Origin of the sequence: Calidifontibacter indicus (assembly GCF_003386865.1) — a bacterium.
Lineage (GTDB): Bacteria > Actinomycetota > Actinomycetes > Actinomycetales > Dermatophilaceae > Yimella > Yimella indica.
The window spans coordinates 1,829,425-1,854,504 of the sequence record NZ_QTUA01000001.1; the positions used below are offsets into that span (position 1 = coordinate 1,829,425).

Sequence of the window (25,080 nt, forward strand, 5' to 3'; positions counted from 1 at the left end):
GCGCGAGCTGCCTTGGTGTAACAGTCGACTTCTCGTCGCCCCCGGACTTCGGGCGCGACGGCAGACACCGCGTCATGCGGAGTGTGCAGGGTGCGAACCTTCGGCGTGGGCCGCTTCGCATGCTGATGACAAAGGAGGGCCATGGGCCCCCAGATCAACGAACCCGGCAACTTGTTCTCCGAACCGGTCGAAGCCGAGGAAGCACAACCACAGGAAGCCCCGGCGATCCAGAGCCCGATGAGCTTCGGACTGCTGTTCCAGACCCCCGATCTCGAGGTGCGCGCACCGCGCCGCCGCGCCGAGCAGGACGCCGAGGGGTTCGACGACCGCGACGACGAGCACGACGATCACAGCAACGGCACCACCGGCCGGGACGATGACCGTTCGGACTCGAACGACTCGAACGACTCGGCCGACGCGGGCGATTCCGGTGACTCCGGCGACGGCGAGCAGTCCGGTTCTCGGGGCCGCCGCCGTGGCGGTCGTGGGCGCCGCGCGCGTTCGCAGGACGCCGACGGCAACGAGTCGAAGAACGACTCGCGCAACGACTCCCGCGGCGAGTCCGACGGCGATGGCAACGGCGACTCGACGCGCGGCAAGCGCTCGGGTGCGAACAACGCCTCGGATGCTTCGGACGACTCGACCCAGTCCGGTGACGAGGCCGACAACGACAGCAACGACGGGGCGGACAACGGCCACGACGACTCCGCGGACGAGGGGTCGAACCGTCGCCGCACCCGCCGCCGTCGGCGCAGCGGTTCGACCGGCGACTCCGACGACCCGCCCGGCACCGTCACCAAGGTGCGCGAGCCCCGCAAGGAGCGCGACGAGGTCACCGCGATCAAGGGATCGACGCGGCTCGAGGCGAAGAAGCAGCGCCGCCGCGAGGGTCGCGAAGCCGGCCGTCGCCGCACCTCGATCACCGAGGCCGAGTTCCTCGCCCGCCGCGAGAGCGTCGAGCGCGTCATGGTCGTGCGTGAGCGCGATGGCCGCACCCAGATCGGTGTGCTCGAAGACGGTGTGCTTGTCGAGCACTACGTCTCGCGCGACACCCAGCAGGCCTCGATGGCCGGCAACGTCTACCTCGGTCGCGTGCAGAACGTCCTGCCGAGCATGGAGGCCGCGTTCGTCGATATCGGCCGCGGTCGCAACGCCGTGCTCTACGCCGGCGAGGTCAACTGGGACGCCGCCGGCCTCGACAACCAGCCCAAGCGGATCGAGCACGCGCTCTCCTCGGGCGAATCGGTGCTGGTGCAGGTGACCAAGGACCCGATCGGTCACAAGGGCGCCCGCCTCACCTCGCAGATCTCGCTGCCGGGCCGGTTCCTGGTCTACGTGCCGGGCAACTCGATGACCGGCATCTCCCGCAAGCTGCCCGACAACGAGCGCGCGCGGCTGAAGAAGATCCTCAAGGAGATCGTCCCCGCGGAAGCCGGCGTCATCGTCCGCACCGCGGCGGAAGGCGCCAGCGAGGAAGACCTGCGCGCCGACATCGAGCGTCTGCAGAACACCTGGGAGCAGATCCAGAAGGCCAGCAAGAGCCAGTCGGCGCCGTCGCTGTTGCACGGCGAGCCCGACCTCACGCTGCGCGTCATCCGCGACGTCTTCAACGAGGACTTCTCCAAGCTGATCGTCTCCGGCGACAAGGCGTGGAACGAGGTGTCGAACTACATCGGCAACGTCGCCCCCGACCTGGCCGAGCGCCTGGAGAAGTGGACCGGCGAGACCGACCTGTTCAGCGTGCACCGGGTCGACGAGCAGCTCACCAAGGCGCTCGACCGCAAGGTGTGGCTGCCCTCGGGTGGCTCGCTGATCATCGACCGCACCGAGGCGATGACCGTCATCGACGTCAACACCGGCAAGTTCGTGGGGTCGGGCGGCAACCTGGAGGAGACGGTCACCCGCAACAACCTCGAGGCTGCCGAGGAGATCGTGCGCCAGCTGCGGCTGCGCGACATCGGCGGCATCATCGTCGTCGACTTCATCGACATGGTGCTGGAGTCGAACCGCGACCTGGTCGTGCGCCGGCTGCTGGAGTGCCTCGGCCGCGACCGCACCAAGCACCAGGTCGCCGAGGTCACCTCGCTCGGCCTCGTGCAGATGACCCGCAAGCGCGTGGGCAGCGGCCTGCTGGAGATCTTCTCCGAGCCGTGTGCAAGCTGCGACGGACGCGGCGTGATCGTGCACGACGCACCGGTCGAGAAGTCGGGCAACCACAACCACGGCGGCGGCAACAACGGCGGCAGCGGTGGTGGCGGCAACGGTTCCGGCAGCCGACGCAGCAAGCGTGGCCGCAAGAACGACGAGCCCGAGCAGACCGACGCGAAGCCGAGCGGGCCGACCGCCGCGCAGATCGCCGCCGCCGCACACGCCGCCGCGAGCAAGACCGCATCGGCCGATGTCGCCGACGCCGTGAGCGACGCCGCGACCGACGCTGTGACCGATGCGGTCACCGAGGTCGTTGCAGCGGACGGCGTCGCGGACGGTGCGGGGGCAGTCGTCGCCGCTCCGGTCGATGTCGCACCGGCCCAGCAGGTCGAGGACAAGCCTGCGGGGCAGACCGCCGAACCCGTCACCGAACCCGTCAGCGAGCCCGTCGTCGAGCCGGCTGCGGCACCCGTGGCCGAGCAGCCCGCCCCGAAGCGTCGCCGCGGTTCGCGGCGCGCCGGGTCGCCGTCCGTCGCACCGGCGCACGCGCCGCAGCCGCAGGAGGTGCCGACCACGGTTGTCGCCGCCGAGGCGCCCGACGCGGGGGAGTCGGTGGCCGACACCACTCCCGTCGCGGCACCAGAGCCGGTGAAGCGCCGTCCGAAGCGGGCGCGTGTCGTCGCCCCGGCCGGTCCTCCGGTGAATTTGGAGACCGACGACACCGACCGGTAAAGTTGATCCTCGGTGCGCCCACCGAGCCGACGTCCCGTCAGGGGTAGCTGTTGGCCGGTTCAGACAGAGCGAGTGCGCCAAGACGAAAGTGAGTTGTGACGTGTACGCGATTGTTCGCGCGGGCGGTCGCCAGGAGAAGGTCTCCGTGGGCGACGTCCTGACCATCGACAAGGTGGCCGTGAAGGCCGGCGAGTCCGTTGAGTTCCCGGCCCTGCTGCTGGTCGACGGCGACAAGGTGACCTCCGACGCCGAGAAGCTGGCGAAGGTGACGGTCAAGGCTGAGGTCGTCGAGTCCGCCAAGGGCCCGAAGATCACCATCATCAAGTACAAGAACAAGACCGGCTACCGCAAGCGTCAGGGCCACCGTCAGCCGCTGACCCGCGTGAAGGTCACCGCGATCGAGGCCTGAGCCTCATCACCCGCGTTCGAACAAGGATCAGGTAGGTACAGACATGGCACACAAGAAGGGTGCGTCTTCGACCCGTAACGGTCGCGACTCCAACGCACAGCGTCTTGGCGTGAAGCGCTTCGGTGGCGAGGTCGTCGGCGCCGGCGAGATCATCGTCCGCCAGCGTGGCACGCACTTCCACCCCGGTGAGGGCGTCGGCCGCGGCAAGGACGACACGCTGTTCGCGCTCGTCCCGGGCTCGGTGCAGTTCGGCGCCAAGCGCGGCCGCAAGACGGTCAACATCGTTCAGACCGAGGCCTGACAAAGGCTTCGCTCCAACCTCGAACAGGGTGGGTCCGGTCAAACCGGCCCACCCTGTTCGGTCCCCGGCGCGAGATCGCGTCGGGCCCCAGCTTTCACAGAGCGTTCACAATCGGAAGGTGCCGTCGATGGCCACCAACTTCGTAGACCGGGTCGTGCTGCACGTCGCCGCCGGCAAGGGCGGCCACGGCGTCGCGTCCGTGCACCGGGAGAAGTTCAAGCCGCTCGGCGGCCCCGACGGCGGCAACGGTGGCCGCGGCGGTGACGTGATCCTCGCCGTCGACCCGCAGGTCACGACGTTGCTGGAGTACCACCACACCCCGCACCGCAAGGCCACCAACGGCAAGCCCGGCGCCGGTGACGAGCGCAACGGCGCCGACGGGCAAGACCTCGTGCTGCCCGTGCCCGAGGGCACCGTGGTGAAGGACTCGCGCGGCGACATCCTCGCCGACATGGTCGGCGACGGCACCCGCTTCGTCGTCGCCCGGGGCGGACGCGGCGGACTCGGCAACAAGGCCCTCGCCTCCCCGCGGCGCAAGGCACCCGGTTTCGCGCTGCTCGGCGAGCCCGGCGACGAACTCGACGTCGTGCTGGAGCTGAAGACGCTCGCCGACGTGGCGCTCATCGGTTTCCCGTCGGCCGGCAAGTCGTCGCTGGTGTCGGTGATGTCGGCCGCGAAGCCGAAGATCGCCGACTACCCGTTCACCACCCTCGTGCCCAACCTGGGTGTGGTCACCGCCGGCGGCGAGCGCTACACGATCGCCGACGTGCCCGGGCTCATCCCGGGCGCGAGCCAGGGCAAGGGGCTCGGCCTGGAGTTCCTGCGGCACGTCGAGCGCTGCTCCGTGCTGGTGCACGTCGTCGACTGCGCCACCCTCGAGCCCGGCCGCGACCCGATGACCGACCTCGACGTCATCGAGCACGAACTGTCGGAGTACGTGCCCGACGCGACCCTCGGCGGCAAGCCGTTGGCCGAACGCACCCGCATCGTGGTGCTGAACAAGTCCGATGTGCCAGACGCGCAGGAGCTGGCCGAGTTCGTCAAGCCCGACCTGGAGGCGCGCGGCCTCGAGGTGCACATCGTGTCGGCCGTCGCCCACCGCGGACTGAAGGAACTGTCCTTCTCCCTCGCCAAGCACGTGGCCGAGGCGCGCGCCGAGATCGAACGCGACACCGAACCGACCCGGGTCGTGCTGCGGCCCAAGGCGGTCGACGACAGCGGGTTCCGCATCCGCAAGGAGGGCTCGACCGAGTCGCCGGTGTTCCGGGTGCTCGGTGAGCGTCCGACCCGATGGGTGCGCCAGACCGACTTCGCCAACGACGAAGCGGTCGGCTACCTCGCCGACCGGCTGGCCCGCCTCGGCGTCGAGGAAGAACTGTTCAAGGCGGGAGCCGTGCCCGGCTCGACCGTCGTCATCGGCCCCGAGGACAACGCGGTCGTCTTCGACTGGGAGCCGACGCTGCAGGCCGGCGCCGAGTTGCTCGGTGCCCGTGGCACCGACCTGCGCCTGGAGGAGAACGCACGCCCGACCCGCTCGGAGAAGCGCGACGACTTCCACGCCCGCAAGGATGCCCAGCGCGAGGCCCGCGAAGAGCTCTGGACCGAACGCGACGCCGGGGTCTGGACCGACGACTGATGCGGCACTGCGTCGGTCGGTGCGTGCCGGCCGTTGACTGCGACCCCGTATCTGACCCCGTATCCTCGCCGTCGTGACTGCCGACCTGCGCTCCGCCGTCGCCACGGCGCACCGCCTCGTGGTGAAGGTCGGCTCGAGTTCCCTGACCCGACCGCAGGGCGGTCTCGACCCGGACGTCGTCGGCGCGCTCGCCGACGTTCTGGCCCGGCGTCGCCGGGCCGGCCACGACGTGGTGCTCGTGTCCTCCGGTGCGATCGCGGCCGGACTCGCCCCGCTGGCCATGAAACGCCGTCCGCGTGATCTCGCCCGGCAGCAGGCCGCGGCGAGCGTGGGTCAGAGCGTGCTCATGGCCGCCTACACGCAGGCTTTCGCGCGGCACGACCTCGTGGTCGGGCAGGTGCTGCTCACCAGCGACGACGTCACCCGGCGCGGGCACTACACCAATGCCCGCCGCACCCTGGAGAAGCTGTTCGCGATGGGGGCCGTGCCGATCGTCAACGAGAACGACACGGTCGCCACCCACGAGATCCGCTTCGGCGACAACGACCGTCTGGCCGCCCTCGTCGCACATCTGGTCGGTGCCGACGCGCTGGTGCTGCTCTCCGACGTCGACGCCCTCTACGACGGGCCGCCCTCGCGGCCCGGCACGTCCCGCATCGACACCGTGCTCGACGAATCCGAGCTGGACGGCATCGACATCGCCGGCACCGGGTCAGGCGTTGGCACCGGTGGCATGGTCACCAAGGTCGAGGCGGCGCGGATCGCGACCGGTGCCGGCATCACCACCGTGCTCACCAGCGCCGCCAACGCCGCCGCAGCGGTCGCGGGGGAGAGCGTCGGCACCGTCTTCGCCCCCCAGGCACGCACCCGGCGCGCGCGGCACCTCTGGCTGGAGCACGCCACCACGGCGCGCGGACGGCTCGTGCTCGACGACGGCGCTGTGGCGGCCGTGGTCGAGCGCGGAAAATCGTTGCTACCCGCCGGGATTCGATCCGTCAGCGGGAAGTTCAGTGCGGGCGACGCGGTCGACCTGGTCGGTCTCGACGGCGCGACGGTCGCGCGGGGACTGGTCAACTACGACGCCCACGAACTGCCCGCCTTGCTCGGGCGTGGCACCAAGGAACTCGCTGCGGCGTTGGGGCCGGAGTACGAACGTGAAGTGATCCACCGCGACGACCTCGTCGTGCTGCGAAAGGCCATTCGATGAGTCAGCCCTCCGAACCCGCCCGGGGGTCGCACGAGGATCCCATCACCGAGCCCGGCACCGAGCCCATCACCGAGCTTCCGGTCGAGGGCAATGCCGACGTCCCGGTCGAGGACGACACCGAACCGACGGCGTCCGAGCAGGCCGAGAAGAAGGAATGGTGGGAAGACCCGAACCTGCCCTGGCAGGGCAAACCGACCCGCGCCGACAAGCTGTGCTGGCTGTCGATCGCGTTGCTCGGTGTCTACGGCATCGTGCTGCTGCCGTTGCGGCCGATCCTGCTCGGCCTCGACTCCTACGTGCTGGCGTTCGTCACCGGCTCGAACATCGCGATGGCAGACATCGGTGCGAAGCTCGCGACCGGTCACGAGCCGTGGTGGTGGGTGGCCTGGATCGCGGCCTCGCTGACGTCGATCAAGTTCGACTGGATCTTCTGGTGGGCCGGAAAACTGTGGGGCCACAACATCATCAAGGTGATGTCGGGACGCTCGAAGTGGGCGGCCAAGACCGGTGCCGCCGCCGAACGGCTGGCCCGCCGGTTCGGTGGACCCGCGATCTTCCTGGCCTGGTTCATCCCGTTCATCCCCGGGGCGATCGTCGCCGCGTTCGTCGGCGATGTCGGCATGAAACTGCGCCGGTACATGGCGATCGACCTTTTCGCAGCGCTGGTCTACCGCGGCCTGTGGATGTACCTCGGCTTCCGCATCGGGGAGCCTGCCAAGGACCTCGTCAACGTCATCGCGCGCTACGCCAACTACTTCGCGATCGTGATGCTGGTCTTCATCTTCGTCACGACCTTCATGCGGGCCCGCAAGCAACAACAGGCTCGAGCCTCCTGACGTGCGCGTCCTGGTCACCGGCGGCTCGGGCGCGCTCGGCAGTCACCTGAGCGCCGCGCTGCTGCGCCGCGGCGACGACGTCGTGGCCACCGGGCATCGGGTGCCTGTGTTGGTGGCCGGGGTGCAGACGGTGCCGCTCGACCTCGCCGATGCGGCCGCGGTGACCTCCCTGGTGCGCGAGGTGCGACCCGACCTGGTCGTCAACACCGCCTACGCCTATGCCGACTGGACGGTGACCGCGGTCGCGCCGGGCGTGCTCGCCGCAGCGGCCACGGACGCCGGTGCGCAGGTCGTGCACATCTCCTCCGACGCGGTGTTCTCCGGCCACAAGCCCGCGTACGTCGAGACCGATCTGCCGGATCCGCTCATTCCGTACGGCGCTGCGAAGGCCGCCGCCGAGGTCGGCGTGCGGCTCGCCGCACCCGACTCGACCGTCGTGCGCACGACGCTGATCATGGGTCACCGCGCCGCACCGATGGAAACCCTCAGCCGCGCCCTCGCGACCGGTGAGCGCGACGGGGTGCTGTTCACCGACGACGTCCGCTGCCCGGTGCATGTCGACGACCTCGTCGCCGCGCTGCTCGAACTCGCGGACGCACGCCGGCCGGGGATGTTCCACGTCGGTGGCCCGGATGCGCTGTCCCGCATGGCGATCGGCGAACTCGTCTGTGTCCGCGACGGACTGCCCGCCGACCGATTGGTGCCGGGCCTGCGGGCCGACCTGCCGGTGCCCGGCGCCCTCGACCTGCGCCTCGATTGCACCGCGACCCAGGCGCTGTTGCGCACCCGCTTGCGTGGCGCGCGGGAGTTTCTCGCGACGGGTTGATGCCGATCCGGGTGCACTGTCGGTGTGCAGCTCACGCCGAGACCGTCTGCCAGACGGCGAACGTCGGCGACTGAGCTCCGTCACCCTCCGCAAAGGGGAAGGCAATCGTCCGGATCCACTTCTACGGTGACCGAGTACGTCGACCACATCGAGTACCGCGAGTGCACGCACAACCGATCGGCAAGGAGCATGAGATGAGCGACCCCGAAGCGACACTGAACCCGGCCCAGATCCGCGAGGCCGGCCTCGACGACTGGCGGCAGGTGCTCGGACGCATCAAGGCGCGCTTCCGCACCGGTGACTTCGCGACCGGCCTGAAGTTGGTGAATCTCATCGGGGAGTCGGCCGAGCAGGCGAACCACCACCCCGATGTCTCGCTGAGCTACACGGACGTGATCGTTGCGCTGGCCAGTCACGATGTCGACGGCATCACCTCCCGCGACATCGACCTCGCCCAGCAGATCAGCGCGCACGCGAAGACGCTCGGCGTCGAGGCCGACGTCCACGGCATCACCCAGGTCGAGCTCGGGCTCGACACCGCGACGGGCGATGGTTCGCGACTGGGGGAGTTCTATGCCGCGCTGCTCGGCGGCGAGATCCGAAACGGTGAACCGGTCGACCCCAGTGGTCAGGTGCCGACGGTCTGGTGGCAGGGCCCGGGGGCGGGCGAGCGTGATGAATTCTCCTTGCCCGCACAGGAATTCGAGCAGCGCTGGCACCTCGACGTGTGGGTGCCGCACGACGAGGGCGAGCGCCGGATGCAGGCCGCGCTCGACGCAGGAGGCACGCTGGTCAGTGACAAGGCGGCGCCGAGTTACTGGGTGATCGAAGACGCCGACGGCAACCGGGCGTGCATCTGCACACCGCTCGACCGCTGACCGGGCGCCGCGGGTCGTTGCGCCCTGCCGCCCTGCCGCCGGGTCGTTCCTCGGACACCGGCGGCAAGCGGGTCGGGGCCGACCTACCCTTGAGCAATGAGCACCACCGCGCCGATCACCGCGACCCAGCGGGTCCAGGAAGCCGGCCTGCGCGCCCAGGCGGCGAGCAAGCGTCTGGCACTGTTGAGCCGCGCCGAGAAGGACGCCGCCCTCGTCGCCCTCGCCGATGCGCTGCGGGCCGCGACCGACCGCATCGTCGCCGCGAACGCCGACGACCTCGCCCGCGGCCGGGACGGCGGCATGACCGAGAGCCTGCAGGACCGTCTGCGGCTCACCCCCGAACGCGTCGCGTCGATCGCGCGGGCACTGCAGGACGTCGCCGCGCTGCCGGATCCGATCGGTGAGGTCGTGCGCGGTTCGACGCTGGCCAACGGTCTGCAGATCAAGCAGGTGCGGGTGCCGATGGGTGTCATCGGGATGGTCTACGAGGCCCGCCCCAACGTCACGGTCGACGCCGCCGGGCTCGGCCTCAAGAGCGGCAACGCGATGATCCTGCGCGGTGGGTCGGCCGCCGCGTCCAGCAATGCCGTCATCGTCGACGTGCTGCGCGAGGCGCTGGAGCAGCGCGACCTGCCCGCCGACGCCGTCCAGTTGCTCGACGGCGGACACGACGATGTCGAGGCGCTGATCACCGCGCGCGGGTTGGTCGACCTGGTCATCCCGCGCGGCGGCGCGTCGCTCATCCGCACCGTCGTGCTGGGTGCGACCGTGCCGGTGATCGAGACCGGCATCGGCAACGTCCACGTCTACGTCGACGCGTCCGCCGACCTGGCGATGGCCACGCAGATCACCCTCAACGCCAAGACCCACCGTCCGAGCGTGTGCAATGCGGCCGAATCGCTGCTGGTGCACCGTGACGTGGCCGCGGCCTTCCTGCCCGCGGCGTTGGAAGCGCTCGCCGGCGCCGGGGTGAAGCTCTACCTCGACGACACCGCGCGTGGGCTGGCCGGTGTCGAGGGCGAACCGGTGACCGACGACCTGTTCGCCACCGAGTTCCACGGACTCGAGATGAGCGTCGGGGTTGTTGACTCACTCGATGCCGCGATCGCGCACATCGATCGGTTCGGCACCAAGCACACCGAGGTGATCGTCACCCAAGACCGCGCCGCCGCCCGCGAGTTCGTCGCCCGGGTCGACGCCGCCGTGGTGATGGTCAACGCGTCGTCGCGGTTCACCGACGGCGGCGAGTTCGGCTTCGGCGCCGAGATCGGCATCTCCACCCAGAAGTTGCACGCCCGCGGGCCGATGGCACTGCCCGAGCTCACCTCCACCAAGTGGGTCGTCGAGGGCGACGGTCAGATCCGCTGAGTGCCCGGCCGGCGAGATCGGCGGCTAGCGGCGAGGTCGCCCGGATCGCCGCCGAACCAGGCGGTAAGGTGGCCGCATGACGTCGCGTGTCCTGGCCCTTGTCTCCGAGGGCGATGTTCCGGAGCTGCACCACAACGAGCTGCCGATGAGCCACCTCATGTACGGCGTGATCGCGTTCATCGTCTTCATGGCGATGCTCGCTTTCCTGTGGTCGTTCCGCAACACCGCACCCAAGCTCAGCGAGCAGCACGGTGCCGAGCACGGCACCGCCCGCGGCACCGACGTCGAACGGTCGGGTCACTGACCATCCGTCTGGGGGTCATGGGTGGCACCTTCGACCCCATCCACCACGGCCACCTGGTGGCCGCGAGCGAGGTCCAGTCGTTGCTCGACCTCGACGAGGTGGTCTTCGTGCCGACCGGGCAGCCGTGGCAGAAGGAAGGCCGCGACGTCGCGCCGGCCGAGCACCGCTACCTCATGACGGTCATCGCCACCGCGTCCAACCCGCGGTTCACCGTGAGCCGGGTCGACATCGACCGTCCGGGGCCGACCTACACGCTCGACACCCTGCGCGACCTGAAGAAGCAGCGTCCCGACGCGGAGCTCTACTTCATCACCGGCGCCGATGCGCTCTCGCAGATCCTGTCGTGGAAGGGCGTCGACCAGCTGTGGGATCTCGCGCAGTTCGTCGGCGTGACCCGTCCGGGCCATGAACTGTCCGATAAGGGCCTGCCCAAGGACAAGGTCGTGCTCAAAGAGGTGCCGGCGATGTCGATCAGCTCGACCGACTGCCGCGACCGGGTGCGCGAAGAGGAACCCGTGTGGTACCTCGTGCCCGACGGCGTCGTCCAGTACATCAACAAATATCAGCTCTACCTGCCCGGCGGCGGGGAGCTGCAGGAGGACAAGTGACCGCCACCACCGAGTCGATCGAGCTCGCCAAGGCAGCAGCCCACGCGGCCGACGAACTCAAGGCCACGACCGTGATCGCGCTGGACGTGAGCGAGCACCTCGCCCTCACCGACATCTTCGTGATCGCGTCGGCCGACAACGAGCGGCAGGTCAATGCGATCGTCGACTCGGTCGAGGACGCCCTGCTCGAACGCGGCGTGAAGCCGAAGCGTCGTGAGGGACGCGGCGACGGCCGCTGGGTGCTCGTCGACTTCGGCGACATCGTCGTGCACGTGCAGCACGACGACGAGCGGGAGTTCTACCAGCTCGAGCGGCTCTGGCGCGACTGCCCGACGGTCGACCTGGAGTTGCCCGCCGGTGAATCCGACGATTCCGACGCCGAGTCGGACGACGAGTCCGGCAGGGAGTCCGACACGGAGTCCGGCACGGAGTCCGACACGGAATGAGCGGCGCGGTTCCCGGGCCGTCCGAGCGGTTGATGCTCGGTGCCGACCCGAAGCGCCTCATCGTGCTGCGGCACGGACAGACCGCCCACAATGTCGGCGGCATCTGGCAGGGACAGCTCGACACCGAACTGTCCGCAGTCGGACGTGACCAGGCGCGGGCCGCGGGCATCGCGATCGCCGAGTGTCGACCCGACCTGATCAGGGCCAGTGACCTGCAGCGTGCCTACGCGACGGCCGAGGCCATTGCGGCCGGCACGGGGCTGGCCATCCAGGCCGACGAGCGTCTGCGCGAGATCGATGTCGGTTCGTGGCAAGGCCGTTCGAGTGATCAGGTGCGTGAGACGCACGGTGACGACCTCGAGGCCATCGCCGCCGGCGAAGACCGCCGTCGCGGCGACACGGGTGAGACCGTCGCCGAGGTCGCCGAGCGAGCGCTCGCGGCGACCAAGGACGCCATCGCCGACCTCGCGCCCGGACAGCTGGGCGTGATCGTCACCCACGGTGTCGCCGGACGCGCCCTCGCGGCGGCCCTCGTCGGCATCGAGTTGCACGCCGCCTGGCTTGGCCTCGGTGGGCTGCACAACTGCCACTGGGTGGAGCTCACCGAGGGTGCCCATGGGTGGCGGATCGAGAAGTGGAACGCGCACGCATGAGCATGGCCCGGGACAATCAGCTGACCGCGAAGCATGATGCGAAGGTCGGGTCGCACAGTTCACGACACGGTGAGCGCCGCCGCCTCGCGCCGGGCACCTTCCAGAAAATCATGAACTTCTTCCCGCCGTTCCTCGGAATGGGGCTGCGGGTCAAGGAAGTCAGCGACGACTGGACGATGTGCCGGGTCGAACTCAAGCTCAACCGGTTGAACCGCAACCAGCAGGGCACCGCCTTCGGCGGGTCGATCGGCGCGATGACCGACGCGTTCTACGCGCTGCTGCTGATGCATCAGCTCGGACCGGACTACCACGTGTGGGACAAGGCCGCGCAGATCGAATACGTCAGCCCCGGCACGTCGACGGTATACGGCACCTTCGAGGTGCCGCTCGAACGCACCGACCAGATTCGCGCCGAGGCGCTGTCGGGACAGAAGGTGCTGCCGTGGTTCGAGACCGAGCTGACCCTGGCCGACGGAACCGTCGTGGCCCGCGTCCGCCGGCAGTTGTATGTGCGCAAGAAGCGCGAGGCCCGCGCCGACGTCCCGGACGGCCCGCAGCCCGACCCGGCCGACTGACCGGATCGGGCTGCAGCAGAACCTTTTCGGCTCAGTTCACCCGCGCGTCCTCGGCCTCGGTCGACTCGCGGCCGGCGCGACCGTGGCGACTCTGCACCACGAACCCGGCGGCCACGATCACTACCGCCAGGGCAAGTGACAGACCCAATTCCAGACGCTGTCCCGGCATGACGCCCATCAGCACGAGCACCACGACGATGAACGCGATGGTCGCGATGGTCAGGTAGGGGAAGGCCCACATCTTCACCGACGCGCCCCGCAGGGCGTCCGGTGAACCCATGCGAGTTCGCAACTGCGACAACGCGATGACGATGTAGACGAACAGTGCGATGGCCCCGGACGTCGCCAGCAGGTACCCGAAGATCTTGTCGGGCAGCAGGTAGTTGCCGATGACGCCGAGGAAGCCGACGACGGAGCTGACGATGATCGCCCACGCCGGCACCCCGCGGCCCGTGACCTTCGACCAGGCGCGTGGTGCATCACCGCGCTGCGACAGCGAGAACGCCATCCGCGATGCGGTGTAGAGGGCGGAGTTCAGACACGACGCCACCGCCGTCAGGATCACCAGGTCGAGCAGCCACGTCAGGTTGCCCAGGCCGACCTGCTCGAGCGTGAACTGGTAGGAACCGTGCTCGGTGAGGCCGGGCGACTTCCAGCTGACCAGCGACACCACGACGAAGATCGAACCCAGGTAGAACAACGAGATTCGCCAGATCACCGAGTTCACCGCCTTGCGGATTCCGTGCTCCGGATCGGGCGACTCGGCGGCCGCGATCGTGACGATCTCGGTGCCCATGAAGGTGAACATCGTGGTGAGCATCGCGGCGATCACACCGCTCCAGCCCTTGGGCATGAAACCTCGGACGTCAGGTGGGAGACGCCGGACGTGTGCGATCCCGGCAACAGGCCGAAGATCGCCAGCAGGCCGACCCCGATGAACGCGACGATCGCGACGATCGCGACCACCTTCACCAGCGCGAACCAGAACTCGAACTCGCCGTAGTTGCCGACCGACAGCAGGTTGGTGCCCATCAGCAACGCCGTGATCAGCAGGGCGAACAGCCATTGCGGCGCACCCGTCCAGTGGTTGAGGATCGCCGCGCCCGCGGTGGCCTCGATCGGAATCACCACCACCCAGAACCACCAGTACAGCCAGCCGATGGAGAAACCGGCCCACCGGCCGAGCGCGCGGTCGGCGTACGTCGAGAAGGAGCCGGTGTCGGGGTGGGCGGTTGCCATCTCACCGAGCATCCGCATCACCAGCACGACGAGCGTGCCGGCCAATGCATAGGAGATGAGCACGGCCGGGCCGGCCTTGCTGATCGCGTTCGCCGAGCCGACGAACAAGCCCGCGCCGATGACACCGGCGATCGAGATCAACGTGACGTGACGTTGCTTGAGTCCGTGGCCGAGCGCGGAGGTGGGCGCTTCGTCCGGAGCTGTGACGTGGTCGTTCATGACCGACAAGGATGCCCGCCGACGAGTAAAGCCGGGGTCAAGAGCGTTTCCCCCGACCCGATTTGGTGTCGCGGGGGAGGGGTCAGTAAGCTAGTCCAGTCGCCCGAACGAGGGAGACAACCCACCTGGGGCATTGGCGCAGTTGGTAGCGCGCTTCCATGGCATGGAAGAGGTCAGGGGTTCGAATCCCCTATGCTCCACCCCACGCACAAGGCTCGAACCCTTGCCATCTTGGATGGTTTCGGTTCGGGCCTTGTCGCTGTCTTGGGCCCAGGTGAGGGCGTTGGCGTTGATCTGGGGATCGAGGAGCATTTCGAAGGGCGGTTGTTCTCGACGCGGAGTTGGTCGTCTTCGTCGATGTAGATCTTGGTGAAGAAGGCTTGGCTGCAGAGGCGTCGGTTGGTGTTGTCGCAGCGTTCGTAGACATCGGCGCCGGTGGCGGAACGCCAGCTCGTTGCCGCTCTCGAAGGCCAGCACGATGGCCTCCAGTAGTCGGAGGTGGGTGTCGAATCCCAATGGGCCAGTGTCGTCCTCCAGGAACTCGACCTACTGCGTCCATTAGGCCGCCTGAAGCACGTCCCCATCGTCGACGTCGTGCTCGCGAGCGCTCGGATGGATCCTTCACACGGCGAACTGGGTTGGAAAGAACGATCGACTTTCGTCATGAGGGAAACGTCACGTCCAACTGCTCCGCGACCGAACTGACGGCTGGCGGGGCAAGCGTGCCGCCGGCGCGTGCTCGCAGAAAACTGTGGGTGGGCCTCACTGTTCTTCTGCTCATGAGCGCGACTGGAGCGGGGCGAGCCCGGGTTCGAAGACCTACCAAAGGCTTCCATCTGGTCTAGCCTCTGGGAGCGTCCTCCTGCTGGCTCCTCTCGAGAGCGTCCAGATCGCGGGTTGCGTACCGCAAGTGCTCCCACTCCTCTTCGAGGATCGTCCGGACGCACGACAGGACAGTCTCCTGGTGCTCAGGGGCATGCGGGTTGGGTCGAGTCGACGTCAGTTCGTCCTCGGAGACGGACCCCAGGAATTCCCGGACCATGCCCACTCGGTCGGCTCGGGCCTGCAGCACCTCGGCCCAGCTGGGGGACCCCACGCTGAAAACGCTGGTGTCGCGACCGTCCTCGACGAAGCTTGTGTCCGGCAGACCAGCGGGGTGATAGGGCTGCTCCACGCCCTGCACTGCCTTGCGGAGCCACGTGTCCGTCGCCATGACAAGGTGGCGCACCGTCTGTGCGAATGACCATTCGTCCCCGATCTGGGCATCCACCGAACCTGGTTGCATGGCGTCCACGCGTCGGATCGCCGACTGCCATGCGTGTTCGACGGCGGCCCAGGCGTCGCGCAGACCGTCCGCACTGGAAGCTCGACGAAGGGCACGGCCGGGGAACCGGCGGTCGAGCTCATCGTCGACTAGGGGCGCGACATCCACCCCGTTGACGATGAGCCGCCCCGGCTCCTCGAGCAGCCACGGAGCGTCGATGTCGAGGCCGTCCACGTCAACACCCCGCATGACCGCGTCCCTGAGGCTCACGTCCCGGAAGATCGAGTTCGACAGATCACGAGAGCTGAATTCTTGGCATCCCATGGCGCGAATGTATAGCTTGTCTCGGGCGCGCCCTCGCTCGATTCGGCACGTGACTGGGAATGCCACGTGGCGGAACATTGGTGAGTCTGGCCCTCGGCTCCAGCGACGGCAGTTCAGGCCGCGGCGGCGAGCTTGCGTGCGACGTACTGGTTCAGGCCGAGATGCTGCTCGGCGGCTTCGATCGCCAGACGACGGTGCAGTTCCTCGCCGAGACGGAGCTACAACTTGCCCGAGTAGTGCCGCTTCGACCGCGGCGTGAACATACGGTTCGCGCGGCGGAGCCAGGTTGTCGAACTCTCTACGTAGGTCCACCATTTGGTCGAGGTTCGACCCTGCCCCCGTAATCGGCGGCAGGGTTGCTTCGTTTCTCGGCGATGGTCAGGGTAGACCGTCAGTCGTTCGCACCGACCCGGTAACGGGCCGGTGCCGTGCCCTCGAACACCACGCGTCCCTGCTCGCGCAGGAGGTTGAGGTGCGACGAGGTCTCGGCGGCAGCCATCCGCAGCGAGTGGCTGTTCAGCGCGTCCCAGCCGCGCGACCAGGTGAGCTGCTTGGCGATCTCCCAGGTGGTCTCGTCGGCCAACGAGCGCAACGCGTCGACGATCTCGTCCGATCGCTGCGCGAGGTGGGCCTCCAGCTGCGCCACGCGTGCACCGATGTCCCGGAAGCGGTACTCGTGGGCCGGCAGCACCTCGGCCGACGCGTACTGGGTGAGCTTGTGCAACGAGTCGGAGTAGCGGGCCAGCGCCGGCGGCTCGGCGTGCCAGCCCGGGTCGCCGACGTGCGAGGAGATGCGCGGCAGCACGTGGTCGCCGGTGAGCAGCACGTCGTCCTGCGGCACGTAGATGCACGTGTGCCCGGCGGTGTGGCCGGGCGTTGTGATGAGCACGAAATCGCGGTCGCCGTGCCGGATCACCATGCCGTCGCTGATCTGCTTGTTCCATTCCGGCAGCGGCATCCGCTCGCCGTGTTCGGTTGACGACCAGAGCATTTTCGTCGGTCAGCTCGGCCGGCACACCCCACGGCGTCAACGAGGCACGCTCGTCCTCAGCGGTCCGGGCCAATGCCGACGTGAGCACGGCGACATCGTCCTGGTGCATCCCGACCCACGCGCCCGACTCCTGCTGCACGGCCCGTGCCAGCCCGAAGTGGTCGAGGTGGGCGTGCGTGATGAGGACGCCGACCGTGTCGGCGAGCGTGACCCCCGCCTTCTCGTAGCCGGCCCGCAGCGCCGCGTGGCTCTCGTCGTCGGCGTAGCCCGGGTCGACCAGCAGGACACCTTCGGGTGCGACGAACGCGCAGGCCAGCGTGTACCGCACCGGGATGGCGCCCATCGGCACCGGGATCGACCACAGGCCGGAGCGCACCTCCTCGACGTCCGGGAAGGTCTTGTCGGCCCAGTGCTGCTTCTGGGCAACCCCGGTCACCTCGATCGTCGGGTCGGTGCTCATCGTCGGGGCCTCCGTGTCGCCTGCTGTTCGCTTCTGCTTCGGATACTGCCAGTCCGCCATTCGGTCGCTGTGCCGGGTCGACCGAAGCAGGGGGGAGGTTGAGAGCAAGCTGACAGCCGCCGTTCGGGTGTCTCCGCTATAACGGGGGCATGGCATCTGACAGCGGCACAGTGACCGGTGCGGTCGTCACCGACGACGGCATCGCACCCGGCACCCCCCGCGGCTTCAACGTCTACGGCGGCAGCCTCGGCCAGGGTTCGACCGCCACCGCCATCGACGGCCAGGCGCCGACGCCCTGAGCACCGCACCGCTCACGTCCGGCTCGGTCGATGCGATCGGGCCGGACGTCGTCGTCGCCATCGACGTCGGCGGCACCACCATGAAGGGTGCCGTCGTCGACGGCACGGGAGCCGTTGTCGCTCGCCGAGCCGACACCGCCGCGCCCCGACGACAGCATCGCGCTGATCCTCGACCTCGCCGACCAGTTGCGTCGGGAGAGCATCGAGCGGGGGCGTCGACCGGTCGGGCTCGGTGTCGTCGTGCCCGGGCAGGGGCGATGTGGAAGCGGGGGTGGCCGTCTACTCGGCGAACCTGGGGTGGCGTGACGTGCCGTTCGCGCGACTGCTCGCCGATCACACCGGCCTGCCGACCCGACTCGGTCACGACGTCACCGCGGGCGGCATCGCCGAGCTGACCTACGGCGGTCACGAGCCGGCTGCCGCCCGCAATTCGGTTGTGCTGCAACTCGGCACCGACGCAGTGGCCGCACGGGTCTGGGACGAAGCCGTCGAGGCGTTGGCGCTCGCGATCGCGACGGCGACGATGTTGCTCGACCCGAGCGTGGTGGTGTTCAGCGGCGGTCTGTCCGCCGCCGGTGAGGAACTGGTCGTGCCGGTGCGCAGGGCGCTGGCCGACAAGATCGTGTGGCGGCAGGCGCCGTCCGTGGTGGCCTCGGCCCTCGGGCCGCGGGTCGGCCTCGCCGGCGCCTCGATCACCGCCTGGCACGCGGCCGGGCACGACGCCCCGGCGGAATGTATCGGCTGAGGTCGCGTGCGGGTCAGGACGGCGTGCGCGGATAGCGACGCCGGATAGCGCGCACACCCTCGCGCGCCGACTCGCCGGGCAGTTTCCAGCCGCGCGCCTTCGCGATCACGACCAGCGGGGCGCCGATGGCGGCCGACACCAGCACCGCGACCTCGGCGGTCACCAGTCCGTTCAACAGGATGGCGACGCCGCAGGCGATGATCGCGCACGTCGCGTAGAGCGTGTTGCCGCCGAGGAAGGCGGGCCTTCGCGCCAGCACGATGTCGCGGATCATGCCGCCGCCGACGGCGGTGATCGTGCCTAGCAACAACGCCGGCAACCAGCCGAGGCCGAAGCTCAGCGCCTTCTGGGTGCCGACCGCCGCCCAGGTGCCGAGTGCGAGACCGTCGAGTGAGGGGTAGATCGCATTCCAGGTGCGCCCTTCGAACGGGACGACGAACGCGACGAGTGCGGCGACCAGGGCAACGACCAGGTACCACGGGTCGGTCAGGGCGACCGGGGTGCCGCGCTGCAACAGGGTGTCGCGCAGCATTCCGCCGCCGAGGGCCGAGAGTATGCCGAGCACCGCAAAACCGATGGGGTCCAAGCGTTCCCGCCGCGCGATCTCGCCGCCCAGCAGGCCGTTGACCGCAACACCGACGAGGTCGACGACGCGGATGATGTCACCGAGATCGGCGCTCATGCGGACCCTCCTACGACCGGTTTGCCTGCGCGAGAACCTACTAGCTCAACCTGCACCGCAGCCGCACGGGCATTTGCCCGGTCAGCGCGCCCGCACGACCCGTCCCTCGTCCCACACCGGCTCCGGGGTCTCGTAGACCCGTCCGTCGGCGCCGAACACCAAGAACCGGTCGAACCCGCGGGCGAACCAGCGGTCGTGCGTCACCGCGATCACCGTGCCGTCGAACGCGTCCAGGCCCTCCTCCAGCGCCTCGGCCGAGTGGAGATCGAGGTTGTCGGTCGGCTCGTCGAGCAGCAACAACGTGGCGCCACTGAGTTCGAGCAGCAGAATCTGGAAACGTGCCTGCTGGCCACCCGACAGCGAGCCGAACTTCTGCTCGGCGCTGCGTGCCAACTCGTACCGGTCGAGCGCCCGGGACGCCTGCTCCCGCGGCATCCCGTCGCGATGGTCATCGCCGCGGTGCAACACGTCGAGGAGCCTGCGATCGAGCAGCGACGCGTGCTGGTGGGTCTGCGCGAACCAACCCGGCCGCACGCGAGACCCCAGCCGCGCAATCCCGTTGTGTTGCACAGGCTCCGGCTGAAAGTCACCCACCGGACGGTGTTCGGGACCGGGGTCGGACCCACCGGCGGCGAGCAGACGCAGGAAGTGCGACTTGCCCGAACCGTTCGATCCGAGCACCGCGACCCGTTCGCCGTACCAGATCTCGTTGTCGAAGGGCTTCATCAACCCGGTGAGCTCCAAGCCCTCGCAGATCACCGCTCGGTTGGCGGTGCGACCGCCGCGCAACCGCATCGTCACCTTCTGCTCGAACGGCAGCGCCTCCGGCGGCCCGGCGTCCTCGAACCGCGCCAGCCGGGTCTGCGCCGCTTGGTAGCGGGCCGCCATGTCGCTGTTGTACGCGGCCTTCTGCTTGTACATCTGCACGAGCGCCTTGAGCTTGGCGTGCTCCTCGTCCCACCGCTTGCGCAGCTCGGCCAGCTTGGCGTTCCGTTCCTTGCGCGCCTCGTGGTAAGTCGTGAACGACCCCGCGTGCATCCAACAGATCGCGCCCGCGGCTTGCGGTTCGAGGGTCGCGATGCGGGTGGCGACCGCGCTGAGCAGTTCGCGGTCGTGGCTGATGAACAGCACCGTCTTGGGTGACGCGACGAGTTGTTCCTCCAGCCAACGCTTGGTCGGCACGTCGAGGTAGTTGTCGGGCTCGTCGAGCAGGAGGACGTCCTCGGGGCCGCGCAGCAGGGCCTCGAGCACGACTCGCTTCTGCTCACCGCCGCTGAGGGTGTTGACGTCGCGCCACTGCGCCTTCTCGAACGGGATCGACAGTGCCGCAACGGTGCACACGTCGGCCAGCGTCTCCCACTCGTAGCCGCCCACCTCCGCCCAGTCGGCCAGGGCCTGCGCGTAAGCCATCTGGTCGTCCTCGCTGTCGCGTTCCATCACAGCGAGTTCGGTGCGGTCGACAGCAGCCGCCGCCTGGCGGATCTTGTCGGGAGCAACGGTCAGGAGCAGGTCACGGATGGTCACCTGCTGGTCGTCGTCGCGGCCCACCCGGCCGATGAACTGGGGCATCACACCGAGGGTTCCGCTGCGGGTGATCGCGCCGTCGTGTGGGTCGAGTTCGCCGGCGATGATGCGCAGGAGGGTCGTCTTGCCGGTGCCGTTCGGGCCGACCAAGGCCACCTTCGCGCCCTCGCCGACGCGCAGGCTCACACCGCCGAGCAGCGGCCTGCCGTCGGGCAGGAAGTAGTCGACGGAGTTGGCTTCGATATGTCCCACGAGTGCCAGCATGGCTCATCCGGGTGGCCGTAGTCACCCGGATATCCCGCGTGGCCCGCGGACGGTGTGAGATCCCTCACGAAGGTGGTTTCCGGTTTGGTCCGACCATGGCGACAGGAGTAGAGTTTCGATATCGAAAAGTTCCAAATGGAACTTAAGTGACCCAGACCACTCGGACCGGCAAAGGAGCCACCCGCCATGACCTCGCTCGCGAAGTCGATCAAGCAGCACCGTGAGACCGCACGCGCCCGTCGCGCTTTCTCCAAGGCGATCGAGAACGCCGGCACCCCGGCGTCGCGCGACGACCTGATCATGGCCTGGCAGCGCTCCGGTTTCTGATTCCGGCCGCATCGCGGCTACGCCCTCGCCCTTGCGGCGGGGGCGTTCCCAATATGTGACGGACTGGGCCTTTGTGCCAATAGTTGCGATTCCGCGGCGCAAGGGGTATCGGATCAGTGAGAATGATCACGTGTTCACCATCGACAGGGACAACCCCCTGGCGACCTACGAGCAAATTTGCGAGCAGGTGGCCGAAGGTGTGCGTGACGGGTCCCTCGTCGTCGGCAGCAAACTCCCGACCGTGCGGGGACTCGCCGCCGAACTGAAGATCGCCCCGGGGACGGTCGCCAAGGCCTATACCGAACTCGAACGATCGGGATTGATCGTCACGCGTGGCCGCGCCGGCACCTTCATCTCGGCCGGTCAGGACTCCGCGGCACAGGAACTCCAGGCGGCCGCCCGCGAACTCGTCGTGCGAGTGCGGCGCTGGAGCCCGCAACGCACCGAGGTGATGGCCGTCGTGGCGGAGGCGCTGCGCCAGGAGGGCATCGAGTAGGCGATCGCAGCGTGCCTGACCGTGGCAAAGGCCCGGTCACCCGTGGGGGGATGGCCGGGCCTTTGCCGTGTGGGGGCTCGTGGTCTGCCGGCGTTACTTCAGCTGGGCCGAGCTCAGGCCGAGCAGACGCCGCGCCACCACCAGCAACTGGATCTGCTGGGTGCCCTCGAAGATGTCGAGGATCTTGGAGTCGCGCGCCCATTTCTCGAGCAGCGCGGTCTCGGCGTAACCCGTTGCGCCACAGAGCTCCACGCAGCCAAGGGCGACCTCGACGCAGGTGCGCCCGGCCTGCGCCTTGGCCATCGACGCCTCCATCGAGTTCGGCTTGCCGTTGTCGGCCATCCAGGCCGCGCGCAACGCCAACAGGTAGGCGGCCTGGAACTCCGCCTCGAACTGCAGCAGACGCGCGGCTGCCTGCGGCTGGCTCGCCAGCGGACGGTCGGGGTCGGGCGTGATGCCCGCGTCGGCGAGCAGCTTGGTCGTCGTGTCGAGGCACGCACGGGTGAGGCCGACCGCCATCGCCGCCACCAGCGGACGGGTGTTGTCGAAGGTCTGCATCGCGCCGCCGAAACCGCCCTCGATGCGGATCTCCGGGTCGCCGAGAAGGTCTTCGGCTGGCACGCGGCAGTCCTGCAGGCTGAACGCTGCGGTGTCGGAGGCGCGGATGCCGAGCTTGTGCTCCAACCGCACCAGCTTCATGCCCGGGTTGGAGCGCTCCACCACGAACGACTTGATCGCCTGCTTGCCGAGGGCACGGTCGAGCGTCGCCCAGACCACGACGAGTTCGGCACGCTCACCGGCGGTGACGAAGATCTTCTCCCCGTTGAGCACGTACTCGTCGCCGTCCTTGACCGCAGTGGTGCGGATGGCGCCGGAGTCAGACCCGGTGTCGGGTTCGGTGATCGCCATGGCCGCCCAGCGGTTGCCGTAGCGCGCCTTCTGCTCGTCGTTGGCGACAGCCGCGATGGCGGCGTTGCCGAGACCCTGGCGGGGGATCGACAGGGTGAGTCCGACGTCGCCGCGGCAGGTCTGCATGATCGACAGCACCGATGACAGGTTGGTGCCGTTGCGGTTGGCCGACCCGGTGTTGCGGCCGGAGCCGACACCCTTCGGCTCCTCGTCCGACGTCGCCTTCGCCGAACCGGACGCGCCGGCGCCCTGGCTCGCGCCGGAGTCGCTCAGGCCGTCGATGAGCGCCGACAGCAGGTCGAGTTCGCGCGGGTACTCGTGCTCGGCGAGGTCGTACTTGCGGCTGATCGGACGGAACACCTCGTCGGCGAGCGCGCCCGCCTGCTTCAGCAGGGGAGTGAACTTGCGGGGGACCTCGAGATCAATCATCGGTTGCTCCTCAGACCAGCAGCATGCCCTCGAGCACGCCCGTCGCGCGCAGGTCGCGGAACCAGCGCTCGTTGTCGAATTCCTTGACGAAGCCGTGTCCGCCGAGCATCTGCACGCCGTCGCTGCCGATCTGCGCGCCGTGGCGGGCGGCGAGCACCCGCGCCTGGGCGATCAGCGAGGAGGCGTCCTTGCCGGCGTCCAGCAGGGCGGCGGCGCGCCACACGACCAGTCGCAGCGCGTCGACCTCGATGGCGATGTTGGACACCGTGAAGGCGACCGCTTGCCGGTAGGCGATCGGCTCGCCGAACGCCTTGCGCTCCACCGTGTACGTCTTGAGGTGGTCGAGCACTGCCTGTCCGGTGCCGACCGCGGCTGCCGCCCAGGCCAGCCGGGCCCGGCGGACGGCATCCAGATGGTCGTCGGCAGTGCCGAGCAGGTTGGTGGTGGGCACCCGGACGTCGCAGAGTTGGAGTGAACTGGTGCGCGCGGCGCGCAGCCCCATCGCGGGGTCTTCGCCGACGGTCAGGCCGGTGGTGCCGGGCTCGACGATGACGAGGCGTGCCTCGCCGTCGAGCAGCGCCGACACGATGAACAGGTCGGCGTTCTCGGCGCCGGGCACCAGCGACTTGCGGCCGTTGAGCACCAACTGGTCGCCCTGCCGGACGGCGGTGGTGGCGGGCGCCAAGGGGTCGAACAGCGGCTGCGGTTCCTGCAGTGCGAGCGCCCCGCCGGCCGGCTCCTTCTCGTTGGTGAACGGCGGCAGGAAGGTCGCCTGCTGGGCGGAATCACCATAGTTGGCAAGCGCATTCGCGACTGCGGCGCTCGCCATGATCGACACGGCGAGGCCCATGTCGCCGCGGGCGAGCTCCTCCGTCACGAGCACACCCGCGACGGTCGAGCGCTCCTCGGCCACGCCACCGAGCTCGGCCGGCACACCGAGCAGCGTCATGCCCATCGCGGCGGCCTGCTCGAACACGGTGTCAGGGGTGCGACGCTCGGCGTCGGCATCGGCCGCGGCGGGCCGCAGCACCTCAGTGGCCAGCTCGCGAGCGGCCTCCTGGATCATCTGCTGGTCGTCGGTCGGGGTCAGATCGAACTCCCGGCGCGGCTTGGTCGGGGCCGGACGGGTGGGGTCACCCGATCCGGGCTTGCGGGCGAACGCGCGGCCGGCGACGGTCTGCGCCGTGAAGCCCGATTTGGCGCCGCGGTACAGCACCTTCTCGACCTTGCCCCGCAGCACGGGGTTCTTCAGTGCATCGAGCCCGCCGGCCCGGGTGATCAGGCGCATCCCGAACGCCTGGCCCCGGTCGGCGAGGGATGCCTTGCTCTGCAGCGACATCTCAGCCTCCCCAGAAAGATTGAGCGGCGCCGGCACGGCGCCCGTGCGATCAACCCTAGCTGAAACTGATACTCCAAGTATCGGAAACATCCCGTACCGAATATTTCAACCCCGCAAACGCTGCACGGGCGGTGCAGCGTTTGCGGGGTGGGGTGTTGGTTTGGGGGGAGGAGTGACGGGGATGGGGGCGGCGCGTGGGGTGGTTCAGCGGCCGCGGGCGGCGCGGGCGGCTGCGGCGACCTGCTCGAAGCGGGCGCGATCGAGCACCGCCCCCTCGCGTCGCACCGCGTCGGGGTCGACCCGGATCACCCGGTTCGTGCGCACCTCGCTCGGGCGTCCGCCGGTGTCCCACGGGCCCGACCCGATGTCGACCCAGGTGCGGCCGGCGTGGGCCTCCTGCGCCGCGTCCCGGTCGTGGTCCTTGCTGGTCAGCGGCATCCCCAGCAGCCAACGTCCGTCGCGGCCGACGAGCAGCACCGGACGGTCCTTGCCCTGGCTGTGGTCCTCCTCGTACGACACCCAGGTCCACACGATCTCGCCCGGGTCGGGCAGGCCGTCCGGGTTCGGTGCGTACTCGAAGGCGGGCATACCCCTGAAGTCTCCGGCGTACGAAATCCGTTGCTGCGCAGCGGTTTCGGACGG

General features: G+C 69.0%; 26 protein-coding genes, 1 tRNA gene and 3 pseudogenes. 20 read left to right on the forward strand and 10 right to left on the reverse strand.

Annotated features, from left to right (window positions below):
- The first annotated feature begins 141 nt into the window (after positions 1–141).
- The 14 genes from DFJ65_RS08720 to DFJ65_RS08785 all read left to right on the forward strand — a co-directional run bounded on the left by DFJ65_RS08720 (position 142) and on the right by DFJ65_RS08785 (position 12,927).
- Positions 142–2,880 (forward strand): Rne/Rng family ribonuclease, encoded by a 2,739-nt coding sequence (locus DFJ65_RS08720; RefSeq protein WP_115922692.1) that lies wholly within the window; start codon positions 142–144, stop codon positions 2,878–2,880.
- A gap of 100 nt (positions 2,881–2,980) precedes the next feature.
- Entirely contained in the window at positions 2,981–3,289 is a 309-nt protein-coding gene (gene rplU, locus DFJ65_RS08725) for a 50S ribosomal protein L21 (RefSeq protein ID WP_115922693.1), read from the forward strand.
- 43 nt (positions 3,290–3,332) lie between these two features.
- Complete coding sequence (rpmA, locus tag DFJ65_RS08730) at positions 3,333–3,590, forward strand: 50S ribosomal protein L27 (RefSeq protein WP_115922694.1); 258 nt, start codon at positions 3,333–3,335, stop codon at positions 3,588–3,590.
- A 127-nt stretch (positions 3,591–3,717) separates the two neighbouring features.
- The gene (gene obgE, locus DFJ65_RS08735; RefSeq protein WP_115922695.1) at positions 3,718–5,226 is read left to right on the forward strand and encodes a GTPase ObgE; all 1,509 of its coding nucleotides are present in this window, start codon (positions 3,718–3,720) and stop codon (positions 5,224–5,226) included.
- 73 nt (positions 5,227–5,299) lie between these two features.
- Positions 5,300–6,433, forward strand: a complete 1,134-nt coding sequence (gene proB / locus DFJ65_RS08740; protein ID WP_211308402.1) for a glutamate 5-kinase — start codon at positions 5,300–5,302, stop codon at positions 6,431–6,433.
- Positions 6,430–7,269 carry a DedA family protein gene (locus DFJ65_RS08745; protein ID WP_115922696.1) on the forward strand — a complete coding sequence of 280 codons (840 nt, stop codon included), beginning with the start codon at positions 6,430–6,432 and terminating at the stop codon, positions 7,267–7,269. The genes proB and DFJ65_RS08745 overlap by 4 nt, the downstream gene beginning before the upstream one ends.
- 1 nt (position 7,270) lies before the next feature.
- On the forward strand, positions 7,271–8,095 hold the full coding sequence (locus DFJ65_RS08750) for an SDR family oxidoreductase (protein ID WP_115922697.1): 825 nt from the start codon (positions 7,271–7,273) through the stop codon (positions 8,093–8,095).
- 194 nt (positions 8,096–8,289) lie between these two features.
- Entirely contained in the window at positions 8,290–8,973 is a 684-nt protein-coding gene (locus DFJ65_RS08755; RefSeq protein WP_115924212.1) for a 4a-hydroxytetrahydrobiopterin dehydratase, read from the forward strand.
- A gap of 96 nt (positions 8,974–9,069) precedes the next feature.
- A complete protein-coding gene (locus tag DFJ65_RS08760; protein WP_115922698.1) occupies positions 9,070–10,341 on the forward strand; it encodes a glutamate-5-semialdehyde dehydrogenase in 1,272 nt (423 codons plus the stop codon).
- Positions 10,342–10,417: 76 nt separating this feature from the next.
- Positions 10,418–10,645 (forward strand): hypothetical protein, encoded by a 228-nt coding sequence (locus DFJ65_RS08765; RefSeq protein WP_115922699.1) that lies wholly within the window; start codon positions 10,418–10,420, stop codon positions 10,643–10,645.
- Positions 10,646–10,647: 2 nt separating this feature from the next.
- Positions 10,648–11,253: a nicotinate-nucleotide adenylyltransferase gene (gene nadD / locus DFJ65_RS08770; protein WP_281269890.1), complete on the forward strand. Its 606-nt coding sequence runs from the start codon at positions 10,648–10,650 to the stop codon at positions 11,251–11,253.
- Complete coding sequence (rsfS, locus tag DFJ65_RS08775) at positions 11,250–11,699, forward strand: ribosome silencing factor (protein ID WP_115922701.1); 450 nt, start codon at positions 11,250–11,252, stop codon at positions 11,697–11,699. The genes nadD and rsfS overlap by 4 nt, the downstream gene beginning before the upstream one ends.
- Positions 11,696–12,352: a histidine phosphatase family protein gene (locus tag DFJ65_RS08780; RefSeq protein WP_115922702.1), complete on the forward strand. Its 657-nt coding sequence runs from the start codon at positions 11,696–11,698 to the stop codon at positions 12,350–12,352. Before rsfS ends, DFJ65_RS08780 begins: the two co-directional genes overlap by 4 nt.
- Entirely contained in the window at positions 12,349–12,927 is a 579-nt protein-coding gene (locus DFJ65_RS08785) for a DUF4442 domain-containing protein (RefSeq protein ID WP_245950130.1), read from the forward strand. The genes DFJ65_RS08780 and DFJ65_RS08785 overlap by 4 nt, the downstream gene beginning before the upstream one ends.
- 31 nt (positions 12,928–12,958) lie before the next feature.
- On the opposite strand, the pseudogene DFJ65_RS18350 reads toward DFJ65_RS08785, so the two are convergent.
- A pseudogene (locus DFJ65_RS18350) lies at positions 12,959–14,385 on the reverse strand (amino acid permease).
- Positions 14,386–14,512: 127 nt separating this feature from the next.
- On the opposite strand from DFJ65_RS18350, the gene DFJ65_RS08795 reads away from it, so the two are divergent.
- Positions 14,513–14,585 (forward strand) — tRNA-Ala (locus DFJ65_RS08795).
- 641 nt (positions 14,586–15,226) lie between these two features.
- Here the strand turns inward: DFJ65_RS08795 and DFJ65_RS08805 are convergent.
- The 4 genes and pseudogenes from DFJ65_RS08805 to DFJ65_RS18465 all read right to left on the reverse strand — a co-directional run.
- On the reverse strand, positions 15,227–15,883 hold the full coding sequence (locus DFJ65_RS08805) for a DinB family protein (protein WP_245950131.1): 657 nt from the start codon (positions 15,881–15,883) through the stop codon (positions 15,227–15,229).
- 203 nt (positions 15,884–16,086) lie between these two features.
- Positions 16,087–16,179: pseudogene (locus DFJ65_RS18260) on the reverse strand (toxin-antitoxin system HicB family antitoxin); the annotation flags it as partial.
- A 185-nt stretch (positions 16,180–16,364) separates the two neighbouring features.
- Positions 16,365–16,964 (reverse strand): MBL fold metallo-hydrolase, encoded by a 600-nt coding sequence (locus tag DFJ65_RS08815; RefSeq protein ID WP_115922704.1) that lies wholly within the window; start codon positions 16,962–16,964, stop codon positions 16,365–16,367.
- A gap of 58 nt (positions 16,965–17,022) precedes the next feature.
- Positions 17,023–17,580 (reverse strand): annotated as a pseudogene (locus tag DFJ65_RS18465) (MBL fold metallo-hydrolase); the annotation flags it as partial.
- Here DFJ65_RS18465 and DFJ65_RS17455 point away from each other — a divergent pair.
- From DFJ65_RS17455 to DFJ65_RS08830, 3 genes are all read left to right on the forward strand, one after another.
- Positions 17,574–17,723, forward strand: coding sequence for a hypothetical protein (locus DFJ65_RS17455; protein WP_170144041.1), 150 nt, complete (start codon positions 17,574–17,576; stop codon positions 17,721–17,723). The pseudogene DFJ65_RS18465 and the gene DFJ65_RS17455 overlap by 7 nt on opposite strands.
- A gap of 87 nt (positions 17,724–17,810) precedes the next feature.
- A complete protein-coding gene (locus DFJ65_RS17460) occupies positions 17,811–18,029 on the forward strand; it encodes a hypothetical protein (RefSeq protein ID WP_170144042.1) in 219 nt (72 codons plus the stop codon).
- Positions 17,995–18,468: an ROK family protein gene (locus tag DFJ65_RS08830; RefSeq protein ID WP_170144043.1), complete on the forward strand. Its 474-nt coding sequence runs from the start codon at positions 17,995–17,997 to the stop codon at positions 18,466–18,468. The genes DFJ65_RS17460 and DFJ65_RS08830 overlap by 35 nt, the downstream gene beginning before the upstream one ends.
- Before the next feature lie 13 nt (positions 18,469–18,481).
- On the opposite strand, the gene DFJ65_RS08835 is transcribed toward DFJ65_RS08830, so the two are convergent.
- Positions 18,482–19,150 (reverse strand): trimeric intracellular cation channel family protein, encoded by a 669-nt coding sequence (locus DFJ65_RS08835; RefSeq protein WP_115922707.1) that lies wholly within the window; start codon positions 19,148–19,150, stop codon positions 18,482–18,484.
- An 81-nt stretch (positions 19,151–19,231) separates the two neighbouring features.
- Positions 19,232–20,926 carry an ABC-F family ATP-binding cassette domain-containing protein gene (locus DFJ65_RS08840; protein WP_115924214.1) on the reverse strand — a complete coding sequence of 565 codons (1,695 nt, stop codon included), beginning with the start codon at positions 20,924–20,926 and terminating at the stop codon, positions 19,232–19,234.
- 198 nt (positions 20,927–21,124) lie between these two features.
- On the opposite strand from DFJ65_RS08840, the gene DFJ65_RS17465 reads away from it, so the two are divergent.
- Complete coding sequence (locus DFJ65_RS17465; RefSeq protein ID WP_170144044.1) at positions 21,125–21,265, forward strand: hypothetical protein; 141 nt, start codon at positions 21,125–21,127, stop codon at positions 21,263–21,265.
- A gap of 130 nt (positions 21,266–21,395) precedes the next feature.
- On the forward strand, positions 21,396–21,761 hold the full coding sequence (locus DFJ65_RS08845) for a GntR family transcriptional regulator (protein WP_115922708.1): 366 nt from the start codon (positions 21,396–21,398) through the stop codon (positions 21,759–21,761).
- A gap of 93 nt (positions 21,762–21,854) precedes the next feature.
- On the opposite strand, the gene DFJ65_RS08850 is transcribed toward DFJ65_RS08845, so the two are convergent.
- The 3 genes from DFJ65_RS08850 to DFJ65_RS18470 all read right to left on the reverse strand — a co-directional run bounded on the left by DFJ65_RS08850 (position 21,855) and on the right by DFJ65_RS18470 (position 25,026).
- Entirely contained in the window at positions 21,855–23,099 is a 1,245-nt protein-coding gene (locus DFJ65_RS08850) for an acyl-CoA dehydrogenase family protein (protein WP_115922709.1), read from the reverse strand.
- A gap of 10 nt (positions 23,100–23,109) precedes the next feature.
- Positions 23,110–24,438 (reverse strand): acyl-CoA dehydrogenase family protein, encoded by a 1,329-nt coding sequence (locus DFJ65_RS08855; protein ID WP_115922710.1) that lies wholly within the window; start codon positions 24,436–24,438, stop codon positions 23,110–23,112.
- A gap of 204 nt (positions 24,439–24,642) precedes the next feature.
- The gene (locus DFJ65_RS18470) at positions 24,643–25,026 is read right to left on the reverse strand and encodes a type II toxin-antitoxin system PemK/MazF family toxin (RefSeq protein ID WP_425452974.1); all 384 of its coding nucleotides are present in this window, start codon (positions 25,024–25,026) and stop codon (positions 24,643–24,645) included.
- Between the last annotated feature and the right edge of the window lie 54 nt (positions 25,027–25,080).

Coding starts and splice junctions, on each gene's coding strand:
- DFJ65_RS08855 (WP_115922710.1), bottom strand. CDS start 24,438: ATGTCGCTGCAGAGCAAGGCATCCCTCGCCGACCGGGGCCAGGCGTTC.
- DFJ65_RS08785 (WP_245950130.1), top strand. CDS start 12,349: ATGAGCATGGCCCGGGACAATCAGCTGACCGCGAAGCATGATGCGAAG.
- obgE (WP_115922695.1), top strand. CDS start 3,718: ATGGCCACCAACTTCGTAGACCGGGTCGTGCTGCACGTCGCCGCCGGC.
- DFJ65_RS08755 (WP_115924212.1), top strand. CDS start 8,290: ATGAGCGACCCCGAAGCGACACTGAACCCGGCCCAGATCCGCGAGGCC.
- rpmA (WP_115922694.1), top strand. CDS start 3,333: ATGGCACACAAGAAGGGTGCGTCTTCGACCCGTAACGGTCGCGACTCC.
- DFJ65_RS17455 (WP_170144041.1), top strand. CDS start 17,574: ATGGCATCTGACAGCGGCACAGTGACCGGTGCGGTCGTCACCGACGAC.
- DFJ65_RS08720 (WP_115922692.1), top strand. CDS start 142: ATGGGCCCCCAGATCAACGAACCCGGCAACTTGTTCTCCGAACCGGTC.
- DFJ65_RS08815 (WP_115922704.1), bottom strand. CDS start 16,964: ATGCTCTGGTCGTCAACCGAACACGGCGAGCGGATGCCGCTGCCGGAA.
- DFJ65_RS08765 (WP_115922699.1), top strand. CDS start 10,418: ATGACGTCGCGTGTCCTGGCCCTTGTCTCCGAGGGCGATGTTCCGGAG.
- DFJ65_RS08835 (WP_115922707.1), bottom strand. CDS start 19,150: ATGAGCGCCGATCTCGGTGACATCATCCGCGTCGTCGACCTCGTCGGT.
- DFJ65_RS17465 (WP_170144044.1), top strand. CDS start 21,125: ATGACCTCGCTCGCGAAGTCGATCAAGCAGCACCGTGAGACCGCACGC.
- DFJ65_RS08745 (WP_115922696.1), top strand. CDS start 6,430: ATGAGTCAGCCCTCCGAACCCGCCCGGGGGTCGCACGAGGATCCCATC.
- DFJ65_RS08760 (WP_115922698.1), top strand. CDS start 9,070: ATGAGCACCACCGCGCCGATCACCGCGACCCAGCGGGTCCAGGAAGCC.
- DFJ65_RS18470 (WP_425452974.1), bottom strand. CDS start 25,026: ATGCCCGCCTTCGAGTACGCACCGAACCCGGACGGCCTGCCCGACCCG.
- DFJ65_RS08780 (WP_115922702.1), top strand. CDS start 11,696: ATGAGCGGCGCGGTTCCCGGGCCGTCCGAGCGGTTGATGCTCGGTGCC.
- DFJ65_RS08850 (WP_115922709.1), bottom strand. CDS start 23,099: ATGATTGATCTCGAGGTCCCCCGCAAGTTCACTCCCCTGCTGAAGCAG.